Source organism: Mycobacterium kyogaense (assembly GCF_003254575.1).
GTDB classification, from domain to species: Bacteria; Actinomycetota; Actinomycetes; order Mycobacteriales; family Mycobacteriaceae; genus Mycobacterium; species Mycobacterium kyogaense.
Genome location: NZ_QJUA01000046.1, coordinates 19631 through 40018, shown reverse-complemented (window position 1 = coordinate 40018; position 20388 = coordinate 19631). Strand labels below are relative to the sequence as shown.

Genomic DNA, 20388 nt, shown 5'->3' with positions numbered 1-20388 from the left:
CCTGGCAACATGCCTCCTCGCCCGCAGGGTCCCCGCCCCGGCGGCGGTCCCCGGCCCGCAGGCGGTCCTCGCCCCGGCGGCGGACCCCGTCCGGCACCTGGTGGTGTCGGTCGCCCCGGCGGCGGCGGCGGTGGCGGCGGCGGTAACTACCGCGGTGGCGGTGCCGGTGGTGGCGGCGGTGCGCCCGCAGGCGGCGGTTTCCGTGGTCGTCCCGGTGGTGGCGGCGGAGGCCGTCCCGGTCAGCGCGGAGGCGCGGCAGGCGCGTTCGGTCGTCCCGGTGGTGCAGTCCGGCGAGGCCGTAAGTCGAAGCGGGCGAAACGCGCTGAGTACGAGAACATGCAGGCCCCGGTCGTCGGTGGCGTGCGGTTGCCGCACGGCAATGGCGAGGTAATCCGGTTGCCTCGCGGCGCGTCGCTGGTCGACTTCGCCGACAAGATCAACGCCAACCCGGCCTCGCTGGTCCAGGCGCTGTTCAACCTCGGTGAGATGGTCACTGCGACCCAGTCGGTAGACGATTCGACGCTCGAGCTGCTCGGCAGCGAGATGAACTACGTCGTGCAGGTCGTGTCCCCGGAGGACGAGGACCGCGAGCTGCTGTCGTCGTTCGACCTCACCTACGGCGAGGACGAGGGCGACGAGGACGATCTCGAGTTCCGTCCGCCGGTGGTCACCGTCATGGGTCACGTCGACCACGGCAAGACCCGACTGCTGGACACGATCCGTAACGCCACCGTCCGCGAGGGCGAGGCCGGCGGCATCACCCAGCACATCGGCGCCTACCAGGTCCTCACCGAACTGGACGGCAACCAGCGACTGGTCACCTTCATCGACACCCCGGGCCACGAAGCGTTCACCGCCATGCGTGCCCGTGGCGCGAAGGCCACCGACATCGCGATCCTCGTGGTCGCGGCAGACGACGGTGTCATGCCACAGACGGTGGAGGCCATCAACCACGCGCAGGCGGCCGACGTGCCGATCGTCGTGGCAGTCAACAAGATCGACAAGGAAGGCGCGGACCCGGCCAAGATCCGTGGCCAGCTCACCGAATACGGGCTGGTCGCCGAGGACTTCGGTGGCGACACCATGTTCGTCGACATCTCGGCCAAGCAGGGCACCAACATCGACGCCCTGCTCGAAGCGGTCATCCTGACAGCCGACGCTGCGTTGGACCTGCGGGCCAACCCCGACATGGAGGCCCAGGGCGTCGCGATCGAGGCCCATCTGGACCGTGGTCGCGGCCCGGTGGCCACCGTGCTCATCCAGCGCGGCACGCTGCGCGTCGGCGACTCGATCGTTGCGGGTGATGCCTATGGCCGCGTGCGCCGCATGGTCGACGAGCACGGCGAGGACGTCGCGGAGGCGCTGCCGTCGCGGCCCGTCCAGGTCATCGGCTTCACATCGGTGCCAGGCGCAGGTGACAACCTGCTCGTCGTCGACGAGGACCGGATCGCCCGGCAGATCGCTGATCGCCGAAGTGCACGCAAGCGCAACGCGCTGGCCGCACGGACGCGCAAGCGCATCAGCCTCGACGATCTCGATGCAGCGTTGAAGGAGACTTCGCAGCTGAATCTGATCCTCAAGGGCGACAACTCCGGCACCGTCGAGGCGCTGGAGGAGGCCCTGCTCGGGATCGAGATCGACGACGAGGTGGAGCTGCGGGTCATCGACCGCGGTGTCGGTGGTGTCACCGAGACCAACGTCAACCTGGCGTCGGCGTCGGACGCGATCATCATCGGGTTCAACGTGCGTGCCGAGGGCAAGGCCACCGAGCTCGCGAACCGCGAGGGCGTCGACATCCGCTACTACTCGGTGATCTACCAGGCGATCGACGAGATCCAGGGTGCGCTCAAGGGCATGCTCAAGCCGATCTACGAGGAGAAGGAGCTCGGCCGTGCCGAGATCCGGGCGATCTTCCGGTCGTCCAAGGTCGGCAACATCGCCGGTTGCCTTGTCACCTCGGGCATCATGCGTCGTAACGCCAAGGCGCGTCTGCTCCGTGACAACGTCGTCGTTGCGGAGTCGGTCACCATCTCGTCGCTCAAGCGCGAGAAGGACGACGCCACCGAGGTGCGGGACGGGTACGAGTGCGGTTTGACGCTCACCTATTCCGACATCAAGGAGGGTGACGTTATCGAGGCGTACGAGCTGGTCGAGAAGGCGCGCACCTGATGACGGACGGTCGACATGGCTGACCCCGCGCGGGCGAAGCGGTTGGCCAAGCGGATATCCACGATCGTCGCGTCGGCAATCGAGTACGAGATCAAAGACCCTCGGCTCGCCGGCGTGACGATCACGGACGCCAAGGTCACCAACGACCTGCACGACGCCACGCTGTTCTACACGGTGCTGGGTCGGTCCCTCGACGAGGAACCGGACTACGAAGGCGCCGCCGCCGGGCTGGAAAAAGCCACAGGTGTGCTGCGCACGAAGGTCGGTGCCTCGCTGGGGGTTCGGTTCACCCCGACGCTGGCGTTCGCGCGCGACACCGTCCCCGACGCGGCCAACCGGATGGAAGAGCTGCTGGCCCGGGCGCGTGCCGCGGATGAGGATTTGGCGAGAGTTCGGGAAGGTGCCAAGCACGCAGGCGACGCCGACCCGTACCGTGTAACTGGGGCGGAGGACGAGGGCCGGGGGCCAGACGAGGCGGACGCTGAGGACACCGGTGACTTCGACACGCTCCATGACAGACACGACCGCTGACGCCTTGATGACCGGTGCCCGGGTCGACGCCCGAGGCGCCGCAGACCTGGTGTCGTCCGCCGACTCGGTCAGCGTGCTCTGCCATGTGCATCCCGACGCCGACACCGTGGGCGCGGGTCTGGCGCTGGCCGTGGTGCTCGATCGGATCGGTACCAGCGTGCAGGTCACCTTCGCCGAGCCGCAGGACCTTCCCGATTCTCTGGCGACGCTGCCCGGTGGCCGGCTGTTGGTGGCGCCCGAGGACGTGCGCCGTGACGTCGACCTGGTCGTCACGGTCGACGTGCCCAGTGTCAACCGACTCGGCGCGCTGGCCGACCTGGTGACCGGCGACCGCCCGGTGCTGGTCATCGACCATCACGCCAGCAACCAGCTGTTCGGTACGGCGAACTTCGTCGATGCGGCAGCGGATTCGACGACGATGCTGGTCGCCGATCTGCTCGACGCGTGGGGGGAACCGATCGACGAGGCCGTCGCGCACTGCATCTACGCAGGGCTGACCACCGATACCGGATCGTTCCGCTGGGCCAGTGCCCGGGCGCTGCGGCTGGCCGCGCGGCTGGTCGACCTCGGCATCGACAACGCCGGTGTCAGCCGGGCGCTGATGGACACGCACCCGTTCGAGTGGCTGCCGATGTTGTCGCGTGTGCTGGGCACCGCGCAGCTCGACACGCAGGCGTGCGACGGTCGCGGCTTCGTCTACGCCGTGGTGTCACACCAGGAGTGGACCGACGCCCGGCCCGAGGAGGTCGAGAGCATCGTCGACATCGTGCGTACCACGCAGCAGGCCGAGGTAGCCGCGGTGTTCAAAGAGATCCGGCCGGCGCAGTGGTCGGTGTCGATGCGTTCCAAGGCACTCGACGTGTCGACGGTCGCGGCGACGTTCGGCGGCGGTGGGCACCGGTTGGCCGCGGGGTTCTCGGCCACGGGCAGCGCCGAGGATGTCGTGACGGCTCTGCGCAGGGTTCTTGGCTGACTTTTCTTGTCTGACACCGACGGGGCCTTGGCGCCCGCCACCAGCCGGCGGATCGCCGCCCTGGCCTTCCCGGCGCTCGGCGTGCTCGCCGCCGAACCTCTCTATCTCCTCTTCGACCTCGCCGTCGTCGGACGCCTCGGTGCACTGAGTCTCGCCGGGCTGGCGATCGGCGCGCTGATCATGGGTGTGTTGAGCTCGCAGCTGACGTTCCTGTCCTACGGCACCACCGCTCGTGCGGCACGCTTCTACGGCCGTGGCGAGCGCGCCGCCGCGGTCGCCGAAGGCGTGCAGGCGACGTGGTTGGCGGCGGCGATCGGCACGCTGGTGGTCGTCGCGGTCCAGATCTTCGCGGTCCCGCTCGTCACGGCACTGGCGGCCGGCGGTGACATCGCAGCGACGGCTCTGCCGTGGGTGCGCATCGCCAGTCTGGCGGTCCCGGCCATCTTGGTGGCGGCTGCGGGGAACGGCTGGATGCGCGGGGTGCAGGACACCGCCCGGCCGCTGCGCTACGTCGTGATCGGGTTCGCCATCGCGGCGGTGCTGTGTCCGACGCTCGTATACGGCTGGTTCGGCGCGCCGGCTCTGGGGTTGACCGGTTCGGCGGTGGCCAACGTCATCGGCCAGTGGCTGGCGGCCCTGCTGTTCCTGCGTGCACTGCGGGTCGAGCGGGTACCGATCCGCCCGCACCCGGCGGTACTGCGCGCCCAGCTGGTGATGGGTCGCGACCTGGTGATCCGGACGATGGCATTCCAGGCGTGCTTCATCTCGGCGGGTGCGGTGGCTGCACGGTTCGGTGCCGCGGCCGTGGCGGCGCACCAGGTTGTCCTGCAGCTGTGGAGTTTCCTTGCGCTGGTGCTGGATTCGTTGGCGATCGCAGCGCAATCGCTCGTGGGCGCGGCGCTCGGTGCGGGCAGGCTGCGGCACGCGCAGTCGGTGGCGTGGCGGGTGACGGTGTTCTCTGCCGTCGCGGCCTGCGTGCTGGCGGCGTTGTTCGCGCTCGGCGCTTCGGTGCTGCCGGGGGTGTTCACCGACGATCGCACGGTGCTCGACGAGATCAGCGTGCCGTGGTGGTTCCTGGTGGCGCAGCTGCCCGTCGCCGGGGTGGTGTTCGCTCTCGACGGCGTGCTGCTCGGTGCGGGCGACGCCCGGTTCATGCGGACGGCGACGCTGGCCAGCGCACTGCTGGGGTTCTTGCCCCTGATCTGGCTGTCGCTCGCGTTCGGGTGGGGGCTGCTCGGCATCTGGTCGGGGCTGAGCACGTTCATGGTGTTGCGGCTGGCGTTCGTCGGCTGGCGCACGCTCTCGGGTCGCTGGCTCGTCCCGGGCTGACTCTCAGCGCACCTGGCTGCGGCCGCGCTCGATCACCGAGGCGCGGCTCGTCGCGACGTCGTCGCCGGAGGTGCTCTTCATCCACTCCCGCGCCGAGGCCGCCTCCAGCCACAGCGCGCCACTGGTCTGTGTGTCGTCGATGAGGTGGTAGGACTTCATCAGTGCACGCACGGCCTTCTGGTTGTTCCCGACGATCGACGTCGCGACCTGACGCGCAGTGTCGAGAAGTTGATCGTGCGGCACGACCTGCGTGACCAGGCCGGTGCGCAGCGCCTCCTGCGCCGACAGATAATCCCCGGTCATGCTCATGCGGCGCGCCATCCCGACGCCCACCTTCTGCGGCAGCCGAACCGAGAGCCCCCACGTCGGCAGAAGTCCCACCCGGGCGTGGGTGTCGGCGAACCGCGCGTGCTCCGACGCGATCAGAATGTCGCAGTACAAGGCGATTTCGAGCCCACCGGTGACCGCCGCGCCGTTGATCGCACCGATCACCGGCTTCGACATCGGCGGCCACTTGGGGGAGATGTCCGGTAGCTCTGTGGTGTCGCCGAGTTCCTTGAGGTCCAGTCCGGCGCAGAACACCGGGTCGGCACCGGTGATGATGACGACGTCGACGGCGTCGTCGTTCTCCGCCTCGCGCAGCGCGCTGTAGAACTGGCTGCGCAGCGCCGCGGACAGCGCGTTGCGCGCATCGGGTCGGTTCAGCGTCAGCGTGCGAATCCGATCGCGCGTGTCGATGAGCAGGACGTCGGAGGCGTTGGTCATTCGCTCACCGTATCGGGGCACCCGCCCGCGCCTATCGTGGAGGTCATGTGCCGAAACATCACCGAATTGCGTGGTCTGGAACCGGCGGCGACCGACGAGGAGGTCGAGGCCGCCGCGCGTCAGTACGTCCGCAAGGTCAGCGGTATCACCCGACCGTCCGGGGCGAATGTCGACGCGTTCGAGGCCGCGGTGGCCGAGGTGACCGCGACAACCCGGCGCCTGCTCGCCGGGTTGCAGCCGCGCAGACAACCTCCCAAAACCGTTCCGCCCCTTCGTCGTCCCGAGGTGCAGGCTCGCCTCGCCCGATCGTGACCGCGACGCTGATCAGCCCCGGGCTCAAGGAGTGGAGCGCGGCGGTGCATGCGCTGCTCGACGGCAAGCAGACGGTGCTGCTGCGTAAAGGAGGGATCCACGAAAAGCGCTTCGAGGTGGCTGCGCCGCGTTTCCTGTTGTTCCCCACGGTGGCGCACAGCCACACCGAACGCGTGAGACCCGAACACCGCGATGTGCTCGGGCCCGCGGCGGCGGACAGCACCGACGACGAGATCGTGGTGCGTGCCGGGGCCCGCGTGATCGACACGATCGAGGTCAACCGCCCTGACGAGCTCGACGACATTGCCGACCAACACATCTGGACCGCGAACTCGGTACGCGAAGATCGGCTGGACTTCCGCCCCCGGCATCGGCTGACCGTGCTCGTCGTGTCCGCCGCGGCACTGGCCGAACCTGTGACGCTGCCGCGCACCCCCGACTACCGCGGATGCACCAGCTGGGTGAACCTGCCGATCACGCCCCGGTGGGGTCCGCCCGTGCACGACGACGCGACGCTGCGTGAGATCGCCGCGCGCGTGCGCCGCTCAGTCGGCTGACGGCAGCACCAGCCGGGACCGGCCGTCCAGCGTCACCGTGTGCCTGGCTGTCGTCAATGTCGTTGCTGTGGAGAGCGTTTCGCCCGAACCCAGGTTGCGGACGAACCGGGGGTGCGATCCGCCGGCGATCAGGACCCGAATTCGGGATCCGGCGGGGAAGACGCGGGCCATCGCGTCGAGATCGATCCGCACACTGTCCGCATCGGGCACTGATGCGAGGTATCCGTCGCTGACATTGCGTGAACGACCCTGTGCGTCGACCTCACTGAGGCGGACGAACAGGTCGTTGTACGGGTTCGCGCATCGGTGCGCCAGCTCCACGAACGGCTCGCCGATCACCCGGAGATCGGCTGCCAGGGGTGCGCTGGTGAAGGTCAGCACGTCGGCGCGACGGGCGAGTGCGGTGTCGTCGCGGTAGCCGGCGGCGGGGGAGAGCAGCCGACCGCCGATGGTCGGGGTGGGGTCGGAGGGGTCGTAGACGAAGGTGGCCTCCCCGGCCGGTGCCGGTTGCTCTGCGCCGAGACGACGCGACGGCTGCAGATGGAACACCTGCTCGGTCGACGCGGGCGGCCAGTCCGGCAGGTCGTACCAGCCGGACCCCTCCCCGGCGCCGCCGACATGGATGCGCACCGGTGAAGCGCGCCGCAGTGGGGCGCCATCGGGATCGGCGCCGAGGTGGGCGCCGAGCCAGTCCAGCGATTCGCGCAGTGCGGTCGGTGCCGCGCTCGTCATCATGTGCGAGTGGGTCCACGGGCCCACGGTCAGGCCCGTCGTCACCCCTCGGGCATGCAGTCGGCGGTACTGCTCGAGCGTCTGCTCGAGGAACAGGTCCTGCCAGCCGCTGAACAGCAGCACCGGGACATCGGTGCGCTCCAGGGCGTCGCCGAGGTGCAGGCCCGTCCAGAACGGGTCCGCGCTGTCGGGGTGATCGAGCCAGGATTCGAACCATCTCGCCCCGTCACCGAGCAACGCCCGGCTGGACTCGCCGAGCGGCACACCCAGCGATGCGGCGGTGACATGCCGCTGCGCGCGGGCCTGCCGCAGGAGCTGCCGCACCCGGTGCCCGTCCTCCTGACGGCCGACCAGATCGCTCCACCCGAGGAAGTCGTTGAGCGCGAACGAGCCGGTGCCCCAGCGCGGCCCGGTGACGTCGTGGGGGCCCACAGTGATGACCGCGGCCTTCAGTTCGGGTGGCGGATCGGCCAGCAGCGCCCACTGTGTCCAGCCGAGATAGGACAGTCCGATCGTGCCGAACGTGCCGGTGAACCACGGCTGCTCACGCAGCCACGCGACGGTGTCGGCACCGTCGTCGACCTCGTGGACGAATGGATCGAACGCACCACCTGAGCCGAAGGTGCCGCGCACGCTCTGCAGCAGCACGTGGTAGCCGCGTGCGGCGTACACCTGCGCGTACAGCGCCGCGAACGGCCAGGCCCGGCCGTAGGGGCCGCGCACCAGCAGGGTTCCCGCGGGGGTTCCGCTGCGCGGTGCGTAGTGGTCGGCGACCAGGTCGATCCCGTCGCGCATCGGCACCGGCAGGCTGCGCTCGACGTCGACCTCGGTGCTCGGCGGCGGGAGATGGAGCAGGCTGGCCAGCCTGCTCGTCACGGCTTGCTTGGCACTCACCTGCGCCAGGCTACGGACCGCGTCAGAACGTGTAGAACGGTGCCAGCTCGTGGGCCCGCTGCAGGTTGGTCTGCATACAGTCCGGGTCCGGCTCGGAGTAGATCGGTGAATAGAACAGCGACTGCTGGATCACGCCGTAGCTGGTCTTGAACGCGATCATGCAGGTGATCCACCACCGGTTGTTCCAGTCGGTGGGCTTCATGATCCAGTACTGCGCCGCGCGGTGGCCGTCGATGTCGAGCTCGACCGCGTCGGGGGGCAGCGTCTGCTCGTAGGTGCGCCACACGAACGCCTCGACAGCCATCTGATAGTTGCCGGCGTCGTAGTGGCAGCGCAGAGCGTCCTCGGGGGCGGGCGGGGTGTAGGCCAGCCCGATGCGCTGGACGACGTCGAGCGGGATGTCCCGGCACGGATCGAACGGGTCGGGGTCCACGGTCGCGATCACCGGCGACTTGATCGTGGTCATCGGAATGTCGGTGGATCTCAGCTGGACTGCGTCCGGACCGGCCGCCGGGTCCGGTTGCACCTGGGACACCACCACCACAGCGGCGACGAGAGCACACAGTGCCGACAGCAGTCGCGCCTTCGCGAGCATCGCACCCCTCAAATCCTGATTCGGCCCCGTCCCTGCCCGGAGTGTAACGGCCGGTGACCGGCCGCACGGCAAGACCTTAGAACCTGTTCTAGTTGCCGGGCGGCGGGGGTGTGCGGGGCACCAGTAGGCTGACAGGTTGTGAACTCCGAGGATCGCCGCCCGACGCTGTGGGCGGTCAGCGATCTTCACACCGGGCACACCGGGAACAAGCCGGTCACCGAGTCGCTGCACCCCGCGTCGCCTGATGACTGGCTGATCGTCGCCGGCGACGTGGCCGAGCGCACCGACGAGATCCGGTGGGCGCTGGACCTGCTGCGCAAGCGGTTCGCGAAGGTCATCTGGGTGCCGGGCAACCACGAGTTGTGGACCACGACCCGCGATCCGATGCAGATCTTCGGCAAGTCCCGCTACGACTACCTGGTCACCATGTGCGACGAGATGGGTGTGATCACCCCCGAGCACCCGTTCCCGGTGTGGACCGACGAGGGTGGCCCGGCGACGATCGTGCCGATGTTCCTGCTCTACGACTACTCGTTCCTGCCGCAGGGGGCGGGCACCAAGGCCGAGGGTCTGACGATCGCCAAGGACCGCAATGTCGTGGCGACCGACGAGTACCTGCTCTCGGCCGAGCCGTACTCCACGCGCGACGCATGGTGCCGCGAGCGGGTCGCCTACACCCGCAAGCGGCTCGAGGACCTGGACTGGATGGACCAGACCGTGCAGGTCAACCACTTCCCGATGGTGCGCGACCCTTGCGACGCGCTCTTCTATCCTGAGTTCGCGATGTGGTGCGGCACCACCGCGACCGCGGACTGGCACACCCGTTACAACGCGGTGTGCTCGGTCTACGGTCACCTGCACATCCCGCGGACCACCTGGTACGACGGGGTGCGCTTCGAGGAGGTGTCGGTCGGTTACCCGCGCGAGTGGCGGCGCCGTCGGCCCTACCGGTGGTTGCGCCAGATCCTACCCGATCCGCAGTACAGCCCCGGCTATCTCAACGAGTTCGGCGGCCACTTCCAGATCACGCAGGAGATGCGGGATCACGCCGAGAAGATGCAGCAACGCATCAGGGACAGGGCATGATCGCCGCAACCCTGCTGGCCGGCGTGCTCCCCGGTGACCTGGATGGGCTGGCCGCGGCCGAATTGTATTCCGATCCCTGGGAATTGGCGCCGCTGCCCGAAGAGGAGCCGCTGATCGCCAAGTCGGTGCCCAAACGCCGCAACGAATTCATCAGCGCGCGTTACTGCGCGCGCCAGGCGCTCGTCGAACTCGGCGCAGAACCTGCCCCGATCCTCAAGGGGGACAAGGGCGAACCGCGTTGGCCCGACGGGTTCGTCGGCAGCCTGACCCACTGTGAGGGATTTCGCGGCGCCGCGGTCGGGCGCAGCGAGCGGGTCCGCTCGGTGGGTATCGATGCCGAACCGAGCGGGGTGCTGCCCGACGGTGTCCTCGACGCGATCAGCATCCCGGCGGAGCGCTCGGAACTGAGCGCCCTGCCGTCCGGCGTCCACTGGGATCGAGTGCTGTTCTGCGCCAAGGAAGCCACCTACAAGGCGTGGTTCCCGCTGACGCGGCGGTGGCTCGGGTTCGAGGATGCCCACATCACCTTCGACGTCGACGGATCGGGTCAGGCCGGCACGTTCACCTCCGAGATCCTGATCGACCCCGAGGCGCTGTCCGGTCCGCCGCTGACGGCTCTGAACGGTCGGTGGGCGGTGCGAAGCGGCATCACGCTGACCGCGATCGTGCTGTGAGCGCGCCGGGCCTGGTCATCGTCGACAAACCGGCCGGGATGACGAGCCACGACGTGGTGGGCCGGTGCCGCCGGCTGTTCGGTACCCGCAAGGTGGGCCATGCCGGGACGCTGGATCCGATGGCGACCGGGGTGCTGGTGGTCGGCATCGACCGGGCCACCAAGATCCTGGGTCTGCTGACCGCGACCGACAAATCCTATGACGCGACGATCCGGCTGGGGCAGACGACGACCACCGAGGACGCCGAAGGCGAACTGCTGCAATCTGTGTCGGCGGCTGAGGTGACCGACGAGCAGATCGAGGCCGCGGTGGCGCCGTTACGAGGAGCCATCGAGCAGATCCCGTCCGCGGTCAGCGCGATCAAGGTCGCCGGCAAGCGGGCCTATCAGATGGTGCGCGACGGGGAGACGGTCGAGTTGGCCGCCCGTCCTGTCCGCATCGACCGCTTCGACGTCCTGGCGGTGCGCCGCGGTGGAGGTGTCGTCGATGTCGATGTGGCGGTGGACTGTTCGAGCGGTACCTACATCCGAGCGCTCGCCCGCGATATGGGGGACACGCTCGGGGTGGGGGGTCATCTCACCGCGCTGCGGCGCACCCGGGTGGGCCGGTTCGGACTCGACCACGCCCGCACGCTGGAGCAGCTCGCCGACGCGCCGACGTTGAGCTACAGCCTCGATGATGCCTGCCTGCAGGCGTTTCCGCGCCGAGACCTGACCGACGCCGAGGTGATCGACACCGGACACGGCCGTCAGTTGGCGGCCGCCGGTGTCGACGGCGTCTATGCGGCGACGGCACCGGACGGCCGGGTGATGGCACTGCTGCGCGACGCCGGGGAGAGAACCGCCTCGGTGGTCGTGATCCGGCCGGCGACGCTGTAGAGCCACTGGTCGCGAATGTCGTTCGCGTGCTCCGCGATATCGTCGGAGCTCGAGCCCCGACTGCTATGCGTAGAGCTTCTCGAACTTCTTGATCGACGCGTCGAGGTCGCCCTTCACCGCACGTGATGCCGCGGCACCGATCGGTCCGAACAACGGTGCGCCGCCGAGATCCATCCGGAGGGTGAATGCGCACCCGTCCTTGGTGTCGGCGACGTTCATCGAGAGCTTGTACCGGGTTCCTCCGACGCCCTCGCCGCTGATCGCCAACGTCTTGGGGGGATCGAGCTCGCGGACCGTCCACGTCACACGGTTGCGCATTCCCTTCGCCCCGGCGACCCCCACGATCGTGGTGCCGACCGCGAGTTCGCCGGGCAGATCGGAACGCCAGCCCTGGTGCAGCACCATCCAGTCCCCGAGCGTGGACAGGTCGGACACGTGCTCCCAGGCATCGTCGGCCGACATCGGCAGGGATCGGGACAGTTCGAGTTTGGCCATCTCGTGCGTGCTCCTATGCAATCACTGTGCAATGACCCAGATTGCTTCTGCGGCTGGGCTTCCCAAATCGACGGTCATCTCGTCCGGTCCGTCGCTGTCGTGAGGATTGTGCACGGCGACCGAGATCATGCCGGCAAAATCGCGTCGCGCGACCACCCGGATGTGCGAATCCAGGTTGATGCCCACGGAGTCGAAGTAGCGCAGCATCTCCGGATCGGCGTCGGAGATCCGGGCGATCGTGCCCGCCTCGCCGTTCTGGCAGGCCGACAGCTGGCGGGCCGGCGGTGTGGGCACGCGGCCGTCCGCGGCAGGAATCGGATCCCCGTGCGGATCGCGCGTCGGGTAGCCGAGCTTGGCGTCGATGCGGTCGAGCATCCGGTCGGAGACGGCGTGTTCGAGCACCTCGGCTTCGTCGTGCACCTCGTCCCAGCCATAGCCGAGCTCGCGCACCAGGAAGGTCTCCATCAGCCGGTGGCGGCGGACCATGGCCAGCGCCGCATGGCGTCCCGCGTCGGTCAGCGTCACCGCGCCGTACTTCTCGTGATCGACCAATCCCTGGTCGGCGAGCTTGCGGATGGACTCCGACGCGGTGCTGGCCGAGACGCCGATTCGCTCGGCGAGCAGCTTGGTGCTCACCTTTTCGTGGGACCACTCCTGCGCCGTCCAGATGACCTTCAGGTAGTCCTGGGCCACCGTCGTCAGCTCCGGCGGCTTGGCTTCAGGACTCATAAGTCCAAGAGTTTAGGCAAACATCACCTGATCCGGTGATGCTGCTTCGCCACAGTTCGAGCCGGCGTCGCCGGCACGCCGTAGGCTTGCGGCGTGCAACGCTGGCGGGGTCAAGACGACATCCCCACCGACTGGGGCCGGTGCGTCGTCACCATAGGGGTGTTCGACGGCGTCCACCGGGGTCATCAGGAGTTGATCAACGGCGCGGTCAAGGCCGGCCGCGCCCGGGGCGTACCCACGGTGCTGATGACCTTCGACCCGCATCCGATGGAGGTCGTGTTCCCGGGCAGTCACCCCGCCCAACTGACGACGCTGACCCGGCGCGCCGAGCTCGTCGAGGAGATGGGCATCGACGTGTTCCTGGTCGTCCCGTTCACCGCCGACTTCATGAAACTCACGCCTGAGCGCTACATCCACGAACTGCTCGTCGAGCGCCTCCACGTGGTCGAGGTCGTGGTGGGGGAGAACTTCACGTTCGGCAAGAAGGCGGCCGGCAACGTCGAGCTCCTCCGCAAGGCCGGTGAGCGGTTCGGGTTCGCGGTGGATTCGCTGAGCCTGGTGGCCGAACACCACCGCGACGAGACGGTCACCTTCTCCTCGACCTACATCAGGTCCTGCGTGGATGCCGGTGACATGGTGGCGGCCGCCGAGGCGCTGGGCCGCGCGCACCGGGTGGAGGGCGTGGTCGTACGCGGCGACGGCCGAGGCCGCGACCTCGGCTTCCCGACCGCCAACGTCGCCCCGCCCATGTATTCGGCGATCCCCGCCGACGGTGTCTACGCCGCGTGGTTCACGGTGCTGGGGCACGGACCGGTCGTCGGCACCGTGACGCCGGGGGAGCGTTACCAGGCGGCGGTGTCGGTGGGGACCAATCCCACGTTCTCCGGCCGCACCCGCACCGTCGAGGCGTTCGTCCTCGACACCAGCGCTGATCTGTACGGTCAGCACGTCGCCGTGGACTTCGTCGCCCGGCTGCGGGGCCAGGAGAAATTCGACTCGGTGGACGAGCTGATCACCGCGATGAACGCCGATACCGACCGCGCCCGCACGATCCTGTCGGCCCGCTGAGCGCATCGCGCGAATTGGGGCTGCATCGCCGGCGCTGCTAGACTCCTCGCCGACCTGGTGCGCGCTGCAGTTCGCGGTGGCCGCGCCCTCAGATTCTCACTCGCGGACCGAATCGATGGAGTTGTTTCGTGGCGCTCACTGCCGAACAGAAGAAGGAAATCCTGGGCCAGTACGGCCTGCACGACACCGACACGGGGTCGCCGGAAGCCCAGGTCGCCCTGCTGACCAAGCGGATCTCGGATCTCACCGAGCACCTCAAGCAGCACAAGCACGATCACCACTCGCGCCGCGGCCTGCTGCTGCTCGTCGGCCGTCGCCGCCGGCTGCTCAAGTACGTCGCCCAGGTCGACGTCGCGCGCTACCGCTCGCTGATCGAGCGCCTCGGCCTGCGCCGCTGACGCGCTAACGTCACACGGGTGGCAACACCCGATTACGTCCTCGGCAGCGACGACGCCGAGATCGCCCGCCTGCAGGGTCAGGCCGCGATCATCGCCGAACCCACCGACATGCTCTTTCGGCGTGGCGGGCTGCGTCCCGGCATGCGCGTTCTCGATCTGGGCAGCGGTCCCGGCGACGTGTCGTTTCTCGTCGCCGGCATCGTCGGTGACGAGGGTTCAGTTCTGGGGCTCGAGCAGGACCCCGCACAGCTCGCCGTGGCCGGACAGCGCCGCGAGCGTCTCGGGCTGGGCAATGTCATGTTCGAGCAGGGCGACGCTCGCACGTTCGTCAGCGACGAACCGTTCGACGCCGTGGTCTGCCGGCTGCTGCTGATGCACCTACCCGACGCGGTCGACGTGCTGGCCCACCACCACCGCAACCTGCGTCCGGGTGGCGTGTTCATCGCCGTCGACTACGACATGACCGGCGCCCGGGCGCTGCCCGAGGTCGACCTCTTCACCCGTGTCGGTAACTGGATTCAGGCCGGCTTCGCCCACGCTGCGGCCGATGCGGCGGTCGGGATGCGATTCCCCGTCCTCTTCGAGCAGGCCGGCTATGCCGATGTCGGCACCCTCGGTCTGCAGGTGTACTTCCCGCCCCGGGCACGCCAAGCGGCGGGTTACGTCGTCGGGGTGGTGCGGGCTCTCGAGGACGCGATCATCGCTTCCGGCGCGGCCACAGCCGACGATCTGGACGTCGCCACGCTCGAGCAACTCCTCGGCGAAGCGATCGAGGAGCGCGGTGCAGTGTGGACGATGCCGACGATCGTCGGCGGATGGGGCCGGCGCGCCTGACCGTCGTTTTTCGCCGGACACGGGCCGCAGAGTACGATGGCCTGGTTCGGCTCCGGGTTTTCTCGAGGCGGACACCTGGGTGCGGTCATCGCAGACCCGCGAGTGCCGTTCCCGCACGTCGCATCGCCGACCCGCTCGATCGCGCGGTCTTCGGTAGTGGCTGCCGGATAGGAATGCCGGCAGCTTCGATCGATGGCCGTAGCCGCATCGAAAGCGGTGGTCGACGCGCTGTGACGACGCAAAACAGCGAATTGATCCAGAGAGGCCATACGGACGTCCATGTCTGTAGTTGAAATTGAAGACGGCGTGTTCGAAGCCACCGCCGTGATCGACAACGGGAGCTTCGGCACCCGCACCATCCGGTTCGAGACCGGCCGGCTCGCCCAGCAGGCCGCCGGCGCCGTCGTCGCGTACCTCGACGACGAGACCATGCTGCTCAGTGCCACCACCGCCAGCAAGGCGCCCAAGGAGCACTTCGACTTCTTCCCGCTCACCATCGACGTCGAGGAGCGGATGTACGCCGCGGGCCGCATCCCCGGCTCGTTCTTCCGCCGCGAAGGTCGCCCGTCGACCGACGCGATCCTGACCTGCCGTCTGATCGACCGGCCGCTGCGCCCGTCGTTCGTCAGCGGGCTGCGCAACGAGATCCAGGTCGTGGTCACCGTGCTCAGCCTGGACCCCAAGGACCTCTACGACGTGTTGGCGATCAACGCCGCGTCGGCGTCGACCCAGATCTCCGGCCTGCCGTTCTCCGGCCCGGTCGGCGGCGTGCGCGTCGCTCTGATCGACGGTCAGTGGGTCGCGTTCCCGACCGTCGAGCAGCTCGAGCGGGCCGTGTTCGACATGGTCGTTGCGGGGCGCAAGGTCGAAGATGACGTCGCGATCATGATGGTCGAGGCCGAAGCGACCGAGAACGTCATCGAGCTGGTCGCCGGTGGTGCAGGTGCGCCGACCGAGACCGTCGTGGCCGAGGGCCTCGAAGCGGCCAAGCCGTTCATCGCAGCGCTGTGCGACGCGCAGGCCGAGCTGGCCGGCTCGGCCGGCAAGGAAACCGCCGAGTACCCGCTGTTCCCCGAGTACGGCGACGACGTGTACTACTCGGTCGCCTCCGTGGCCACCGACGCGCTCTCCGAGGCGCTGACCATCGCGGGCAAGAACGAGCGCAACGACCGCACCGACGAGATCAAGGTCGAGGTCCTGCAGCGGCTGGCCGAGCAGTACGCCGGCCGTGAGAAGGAGATCGGCGCCGCGTTCCGCTCGCTGACCAAAAAGCTTGTGCGCCAGCGCATCCTGACCGACCACTTCCGCATCGACGGCCGCGGCGTCACCGACATCCGCGCGCTGTCGGCCGAGGTCGCGGTGATCCCGCGGGCCCACGGCAGCGCGCTGTTCGAGCGTGGCGAGACCCAGATCATGGGCGTCACCACCCTCGACATGGTCAAGATGGCCCAGCAGATCGACTCGCTCGGGCCCGAGACCTCCAAGCGCTACATGCACCACTACAACTTCCCGCCGTATTCGACCGGTGAGACCGGCCGCGTCGGCTCGCCCAAGCGGCGCGAGATCGGCCACGGAGCGCTCGCCGAGCGTGCCCTGGTGCCGGTGCTGCCGAGCGTCGAGGAGTTCCCCTACGCCATCCGTCAGGTCTCGGAAGCGTTGGGCTCCAACGGGTCCACCTCGATGGGCTCGGTGTGTGCCTCGACCCTGTCGCTGCTCAACGCCGGTGTGCCGCTGAAGGCGCCGGTCGCGGGTATCGCGATGGGTCTGGTCAGTGATGACGTCGAGGTGGATGGCAAGACCGAGCGCCGCTTCGTCACGCTGACCGACATCCTGGGCGCCGAAGATGCCTTCGGCGACATGGATTTCAAGTGCGCCGGTACCAAGGACTTCGTCACCGCCCTGCAGCTCGACACCAAGCTCGACGGCATCCCGTCGCAGGTGCTGGCCGGTGCGCTGGCGCAGGCCAAGGACGCGCGCATCACGATCCTCGAGGTGATGGCCGAGGCCATCGACGCCCCCGACGAGATGAGCCCGTACGCCCCGCGGATCACCACGATCAAGGTGCCGGTCGACAAGATCGGTGAGGTCATCGGGCCCAAGGGCAAGATGATCAACTCGATCACCGAGGAGACCGGCGCGTCGATCTCCATCGAGGACGACGGCACGGTGTTCGTCGGCGCGTCCAACGGCGAGGCGGCGCAGGCGGCGATCGACAAGATCAACGCCATCGCCAACCCGCAGCTGCCCAAGATCGGCGAGCGGTTCCTCGGAACCGTGGTCAAGACCACCGATTTCGGCGCCTTCGTGTCGCTGTTGCCGGGTCGTGACGGGCTGGTCCACATCAGCAAGCTGGGCCGCGGCAAGCGCATCAACAAGGTCGAGGACGTCGTCAAGGTCGGTGACAAGCTCCGCGTGGAGATCGCCGACATCGACAACCGCGGCAAGATCTCGCTGGTGCTGGTGGCTGAAGAGGCTGCCGAAGCGACCACCGAAGCCGCCGGTACGGAAGCGCCCGCACCCGCCGATGCCGCGACCGCCAGCAGCTAGCGCGGCGGCACTGCGCCGGGTGCGCGGCGGTGGCGACGCGGCCGAGAAATCGACCGCGATCCGTCGCACGGATCTGCCCGGTGGCCTGCGTGTGGTCACCGAGCGGATTCCGCACGTGCACTCGGCGTCGGTCGGGGTGTGGGTCAACGTCGGATCGCGCGACGAGGGTCGCAGCGTGGCCGGTGCCGCGCACTTCCTCGAACACCTGCTGTTCAAGGCGACCCCGTCCCGCACCGCCGTGCAGATCGCCCAGGCCGTCGACGCCGTCGGCGGTGAACTGAACGCGTTCACCTCGCGCGAGCACACGTGCTACTACGCCCACGTGCTCGACACCGACCTCGCGCTGGCCGTCGATCTGGTCGCCGACGTGGTGCTGCGGGGGCAGTGCTTCGCCGACGACGTGGAGGTCGAACGCGACGTCGTGCTCGAGGAGATCGCGATGCGCGACGACGATCCCGAGGACACCCTCGGTGACGTCTTCCTGTCGGCGATGTTCGGCGACCATCCGGTGGGCCGGCCCGTGATCGGCAGCGTGGAATCGATCTCGACGATGACGCGCGCGCAGCTGCACTCCTTCCATCTGCGCCGCTACACCCCCGACCGCATGGTGGTGGCGGTGGCCGGCAACATCGATCACCGTGAGGTCGTCGCGCTGGTGCGTGAGCACTTCGGCGACCGGCTGGTGCGCGGCCGCACACCGATCCCGCCCCGCAAGGGTGCGGGACGGGTCAGCGGTCGGCCGACACTGGAAGTGGTCAAGCGCGACGCCGAGCAGACTCACCTGTCCCTGGGGGTCCGTACCCCGGGCCGGCACTGGGACCAGCGCTGGGCGCTCTCGGTGCTCAACACCGCCCTCGGCGGAGGGCTCAGTTCGCGTCTGTTCCAACAGATCCGGGAGACCCGCGGCCTGGCGTACTCGGTGTACTCGACGGTCGACACCTTCGCCGACAGCGGGGCGCTGTCGATCTACGCGGGCTGCCTGCCCGAGCGCTTCGACGAAGTCGTGCGTGTGACCACCGACGTGCTGGCCGAGGTCGCCCGCGACGGCATCACCGCCGATGAGTGCCGGATCGCCAAGGGCTCCCTGCGGGGCGGTCTCGTGCTGGGGCTGGAGGACTCGGGTTCGCGGATGAACCGGTTGGGCCGCAGCGAGCTGAACTACGGTCAGCACCGCACCATCGCCGAGACGTTGGCTCGCATCGACGAGGTCACCCTCGATGACGTGAATGCCGTTGCCCGACAACTGCTCACCCGCCAGTTCGGGGCGGCCGTGCTGGGACCGGTACGGGGCCGGCGGTCGCTGCCCCGGCCGCTGCAGACGATCGCCGGATGACGGTCTCCCGGCGCGGACTCCTCATCGGCGGGCTCACCCTGGCCGGTCTGGCCGCCTGTTCGCGATCGACTGTGCTGGCGGACCCCGCCGAGCCGCTGCCGCCGATCGGTGATCGGCTGGCCGCGCTCGGGCGCCGGCACAACGCCCGGATCGGCGTGTACGCCGTCGATCTCGGCTCGGACCGCACCGTCGAGGTCGGCGCCGACGACACGTTCGCGATGTGCTCGACCTTCAAGGCCTACGCGTCAGCGGCGGTGCTGCAGCGCGCGCAGCAGGGCAGGTTGGCTCTCACCGACGCGATCGCGGTGCAGCCCAGCGATATCCGACCCCACTCACCGGTGACCGAACCACGGGTGGGCTCGACGATGACGCTGGCGGAACTGTGCCAGGCGGCGCTGCAGGAGAGCGACAACGCCGCGGGCAATCTGTTGCTGGGCACCCTGGGCGGCCCGCCGGCGATCACCGCTTTCGCCCGCAGCGTCGGTGACGACCGCACGCGCCTGGACCGGTGGGAAACCGAACTCAACACCGCAGTACCCGGCGATCCGCGCGACACCAGCACGCCACGTGCCCTGGGTATCGGCTACCGGGCCATGTTGACCGGCGACGTCCTCCATGTGGCGCACCGCCAGAAGCTCGAGGACTGGATGCGGGCCAATCAGACGTCGAGCATGCGTGCGGGCTTGCCGGACGGGTGGGCGACCGCGGACAAGACCGGCAGCGGGGGATACGGGACCACCAACGACGTCGGCATCGCCTACGGGCCGCAGGGGCAGCGGTGGCTCCTGTCGATCATGACCCGTTCGGCCACAGACGATCCCGACGCCGACAGCTTGCGACCGTTGATCGGCGAGATCGCCGCGGCGGTATCGCCCGAACTATCCCAGCCGGCGTGAATTGTCGCGGTGTAGCAGGAAGAAGTACGGCTTGCGGATGCCGCGCAGATCCATCGCACCCAGCACGCTCTCCTCGCCGAGCCGACGGAACACGTCGTTGATGGGCAGCTGGTCGTAGATCATCGTCGCGGTGTCCACTCCGCGGTAGCGCGTGGTGCGCAGGCGCGCCTTCGGTCCGCGGGCGGCGAGCACAGGCCGCAGCGCGGCGATGAGCCCCGAGAGATCGCGGTCCTTGAGCCCCGGAATCTTCGTCGCGATGCCGAGCCCGGCGAACGCGGGTAGCGGATTCAGCGGCCACAACCCGGAGCTGTCCCGGGTGGGGAACAGCAGCGGGTGCACGGTCTCACTGTCGGTGTACTGCTTGCCCCACCAGCCGCTGGCCTCGAGCATGCCGTCGAGGGGGTGGCCGGTCGGGACCTCGGCGCCGTGCCAGGTGCCGAGCATGAACTCGGTCTCGACGGCGGGCAGCGAGTCGAACAGCGCCAGCGCATCGGCCGTGGTCGTGGGGGCGCTGGGGAGCACATCGCGAAGGAGGTCGGAGGGCAGCTGGGTCGGCACAGACATGCCCGCAGTGTACTTGACACCCGTCAAAT

At 68.8% G+C, this 20388-nt stretch carries 21 protein-coding genes; 15 read left to right on the top strand and 6 right to left on the bottom strand.

The features are described 5' to 3' along the window. From infB to DMB80_RS23755, 4 genes are all read left to right on the top strand, one after another. The coding region (infB, locus tag DMB80_RS23770; protein ID WP_111512117.1) for a translation initiation factor IF-2 at positions 1-2169 on the top strand (2169 nt) is incomplete at its 5' end. 15 nt (positions 2170-2184) lie between these two features. Then, positions 2185-2700: a 30S ribosome-binding factor RbfA gene (rbfA, locus tag DMB80_RS23765; RefSeq protein WP_111512112.1), complete on the top strand. Its 516-nt coding sequence runs from the start codon at positions 2185-2187 to the stop codon at positions 2698-2700. Beyond that, positions 2681-3673, top strand: coding sequence for a DHH family phosphoesterase (locus DMB80_RS23760; RefSeq protein WP_240431359.1), 993 nt, complete (start codon positions 2681-2683; stop codon positions 3671-3673). Before rbfA ends, DMB80_RS23760 begins: the two co-directional genes overlap by 20 nt. 6 nt (positions 3674-3679) lie before the next feature. Beyond that, entirely contained in the window at positions 3680-5002 is a 1323-nt protein-coding gene (locus DMB80_RS23755) for an MATE family efflux transporter (protein ID WP_111512111.1), read from the top strand. Between the two features lie 3 nt (positions 5003-5005). On the opposite strand, the gene DMB80_RS23750 is transcribed toward DMB80_RS23755, so the two are convergent. Beyond that, on the bottom strand, positions 5006-5767 hold the full coding sequence (locus tag DMB80_RS23750) for an enoyl-CoA hydratase (protein ID WP_111512110.1): 762 nt from the start codon (positions 5765-5767) through the stop codon (positions 5006-5008). Positions 5768-5812: 45 nt separating this feature from the next. Here DMB80_RS23750 and DMB80_RS23745 point away from each other — a divergent pair, with 45 nt between their 5' ends. Together DMB80_RS23745 and DMB80_RS23740 are read left to right on the top strand one after the other, a co-directional pair. Continuing rightward, positions 5813-6079, top strand: a complete 267-nt coding sequence (locus tag DMB80_RS23745; RefSeq protein ID WP_073682897.1) for a DUF2277 domain-containing protein — start codon at positions 5813-5815, stop codon at positions 6077-6079. 11 nt (positions 6080-6090) lie between these two features. Continuing rightward, positions 6091-6636 (top strand): DUF1802 family protein, encoded by a 546-nt coding sequence (locus tag DMB80_RS23740; protein WP_111512115.1) that lies wholly within the window; start codon positions 6091-6093, stop codon positions 6634-6636. Here DMB80_RS23740 and DMB80_RS23735 read toward each other — a convergent pair. Further along, a complete protein-coding gene (locus tag DMB80_RS23735; protein WP_111512108.1) occupies positions 6625-8262 on the bottom strand; it encodes a CocE/NonD family hydrolase in 1638 nt (545 codons plus the stop codon). The genes DMB80_RS23740 and DMB80_RS23735 overlap by 12 nt on opposite strands. Positions 8263-8284: 22 nt before the next feature. Next, positions 8285-8857 (bottom strand): DUF3558 domain-containing protein, encoded by a 573-nt coding sequence (locus DMB80_RS23730; protein WP_111512107.1) that lies wholly within the window; start codon positions 8855-8857, stop codon positions 8285-8287. Positions 8858-8995: 138 nt separating this feature from the next. Here DMB80_RS23730 and DMB80_RS23725 point away from each other — a divergent pair, with 138 nt between their 5' ends. Genes DMB80_RS23725 through truB form a run of 3 tightly spaced genes read left to right on the top strand, consistent with a single transcriptional unit; the run spans position 8996 to position 11495 of the window. After that, positions 8996-9943, top strand: coding sequence for a metallophosphoesterase family protein (locus DMB80_RS23725; RefSeq protein ID WP_046364062.1), 948 nt, complete (start codon positions 8996-8998; stop codon positions 9941-9943). Further along, complete coding sequence (gene pptT, locus DMB80_RS23720; protein WP_111512106.1) at positions 9940-10617, top strand: 4'-phosphopantetheinyl transferase PptT; 678 nt, start codon at positions 9940-9942, stop codon at positions 10615-10617. The genes DMB80_RS23725 and pptT overlap by 4 nt, the downstream gene beginning before the upstream one ends. After that, complete coding sequence (gene truB / locus DMB80_RS23715) at positions 10614-11495, top strand: tRNA pseudouridine(55) synthase TruB (protein WP_111512114.1); 882 nt, start codon at positions 10614-10616, stop codon at positions 11493-11495. Before pptT ends, truB begins: the two co-directional genes overlap by 4 nt. Before the next feature lie 63 nt (positions 11496-11558). Here the strand turns inward: truB and DMB80_RS23710 are convergent, their stop codons facing one another. Further along, a complete protein-coding gene (locus tag DMB80_RS23710; protein ID WP_111512105.1) occupies positions 11559-11990 on the bottom strand; it encodes a type II toxin-antitoxin system Rv0910 family toxin in 432 nt (143 codons plus the stop codon). Positions 11991-12011: 21 nt separating this feature from the next. Continuing rightward, entirely contained in the window at positions 12012-12719 is a 708-nt protein-coding gene (gene mntR, locus DMB80_RS23705; protein ID WP_111512104.1) for a manganese-binding transcriptional regulator MntR, read from the bottom strand. A 93-nt stretch (positions 12720-12812) separates the two neighbouring features. Between mntR and DMB80_RS23700 the strand changes: the two genes are divergently transcribed. The 6 genes from DMB80_RS23700 (at position 12813) to bla (ending at position 19795) form a co-directional block, all read left to right on the top strand. Beyond that, positions 12813-13787, top strand: a complete 975-nt coding sequence (locus DMB80_RS23700; RefSeq protein ID WP_111512103.1) for a bifunctional riboflavin kinase/FAD synthetase — start codon at positions 12813-12815, stop codon at positions 13785-13787. Between the two features lie 128 nt (positions 13788-13915). After that, entirely contained in the window at positions 13916-14185 is a 270-nt protein-coding gene (gene rpsO, locus DMB80_RS23695; RefSeq protein ID WP_060999682.1) for a 30S ribosomal protein S15, read from the top strand. Positions 14186-14203: 18 nt separating this feature from the next. Then, positions 14204-15019 (top strand): class I SAM-dependent methyltransferase, encoded by an 816-nt coding sequence (locus DMB80_RS23690; RefSeq protein ID WP_111512102.1) that lies wholly within the window; start codon positions 14204-14206, stop codon positions 15017-15019. Positions 15020-15298: 279 nt separating this feature from the next. Beyond that, positions 15299-17566 carry a polyribonucleotide nucleotidyltransferase gene (locus tag DMB80_RS23685; protein ID WP_111512101.1) on the top strand — a complete coding sequence of 756 codons (2268 nt, stop codon included), beginning with the start codon at positions 15299-15301 and terminating at the stop codon, positions 17564-17566. Then, positions 17544-18899: a M16 family metallopeptidase gene (locus DMB80_RS23680; protein ID WP_111512100.1), complete on the top strand. Its 1356-nt coding sequence runs from the start codon at positions 17544-17546 to the stop codon at positions 18897-18899. Before DMB80_RS23685 ends, DMB80_RS23680 begins: the two co-directional genes overlap by 23 nt. After that, positions 18896-19795: a class A beta-lactamase gene (bla, locus tag DMB80_RS23675; protein ID WP_111512099.1), complete on the top strand. Its 900-nt coding sequence runs from the start codon at positions 18896-18898 to the stop codon at positions 19793-19795. The genes DMB80_RS23680 and bla overlap by 4 nt, the downstream gene beginning before the upstream one ends. Here bla and DMB80_RS23670 read toward each other — a convergent pair. Next, complete coding sequence (locus tag DMB80_RS23670; RefSeq protein ID WP_111512098.1) at positions 19778-20359, bottom strand: DUF4334 domain-containing protein; 582 nt, start codon at positions 20357-20359, stop codon at positions 19778-19780. The genes bla and DMB80_RS23670 overlap by 18 nt on opposite strands. Between the last annotated feature and the right edge of the window lie 29 nt (positions 20360-20388).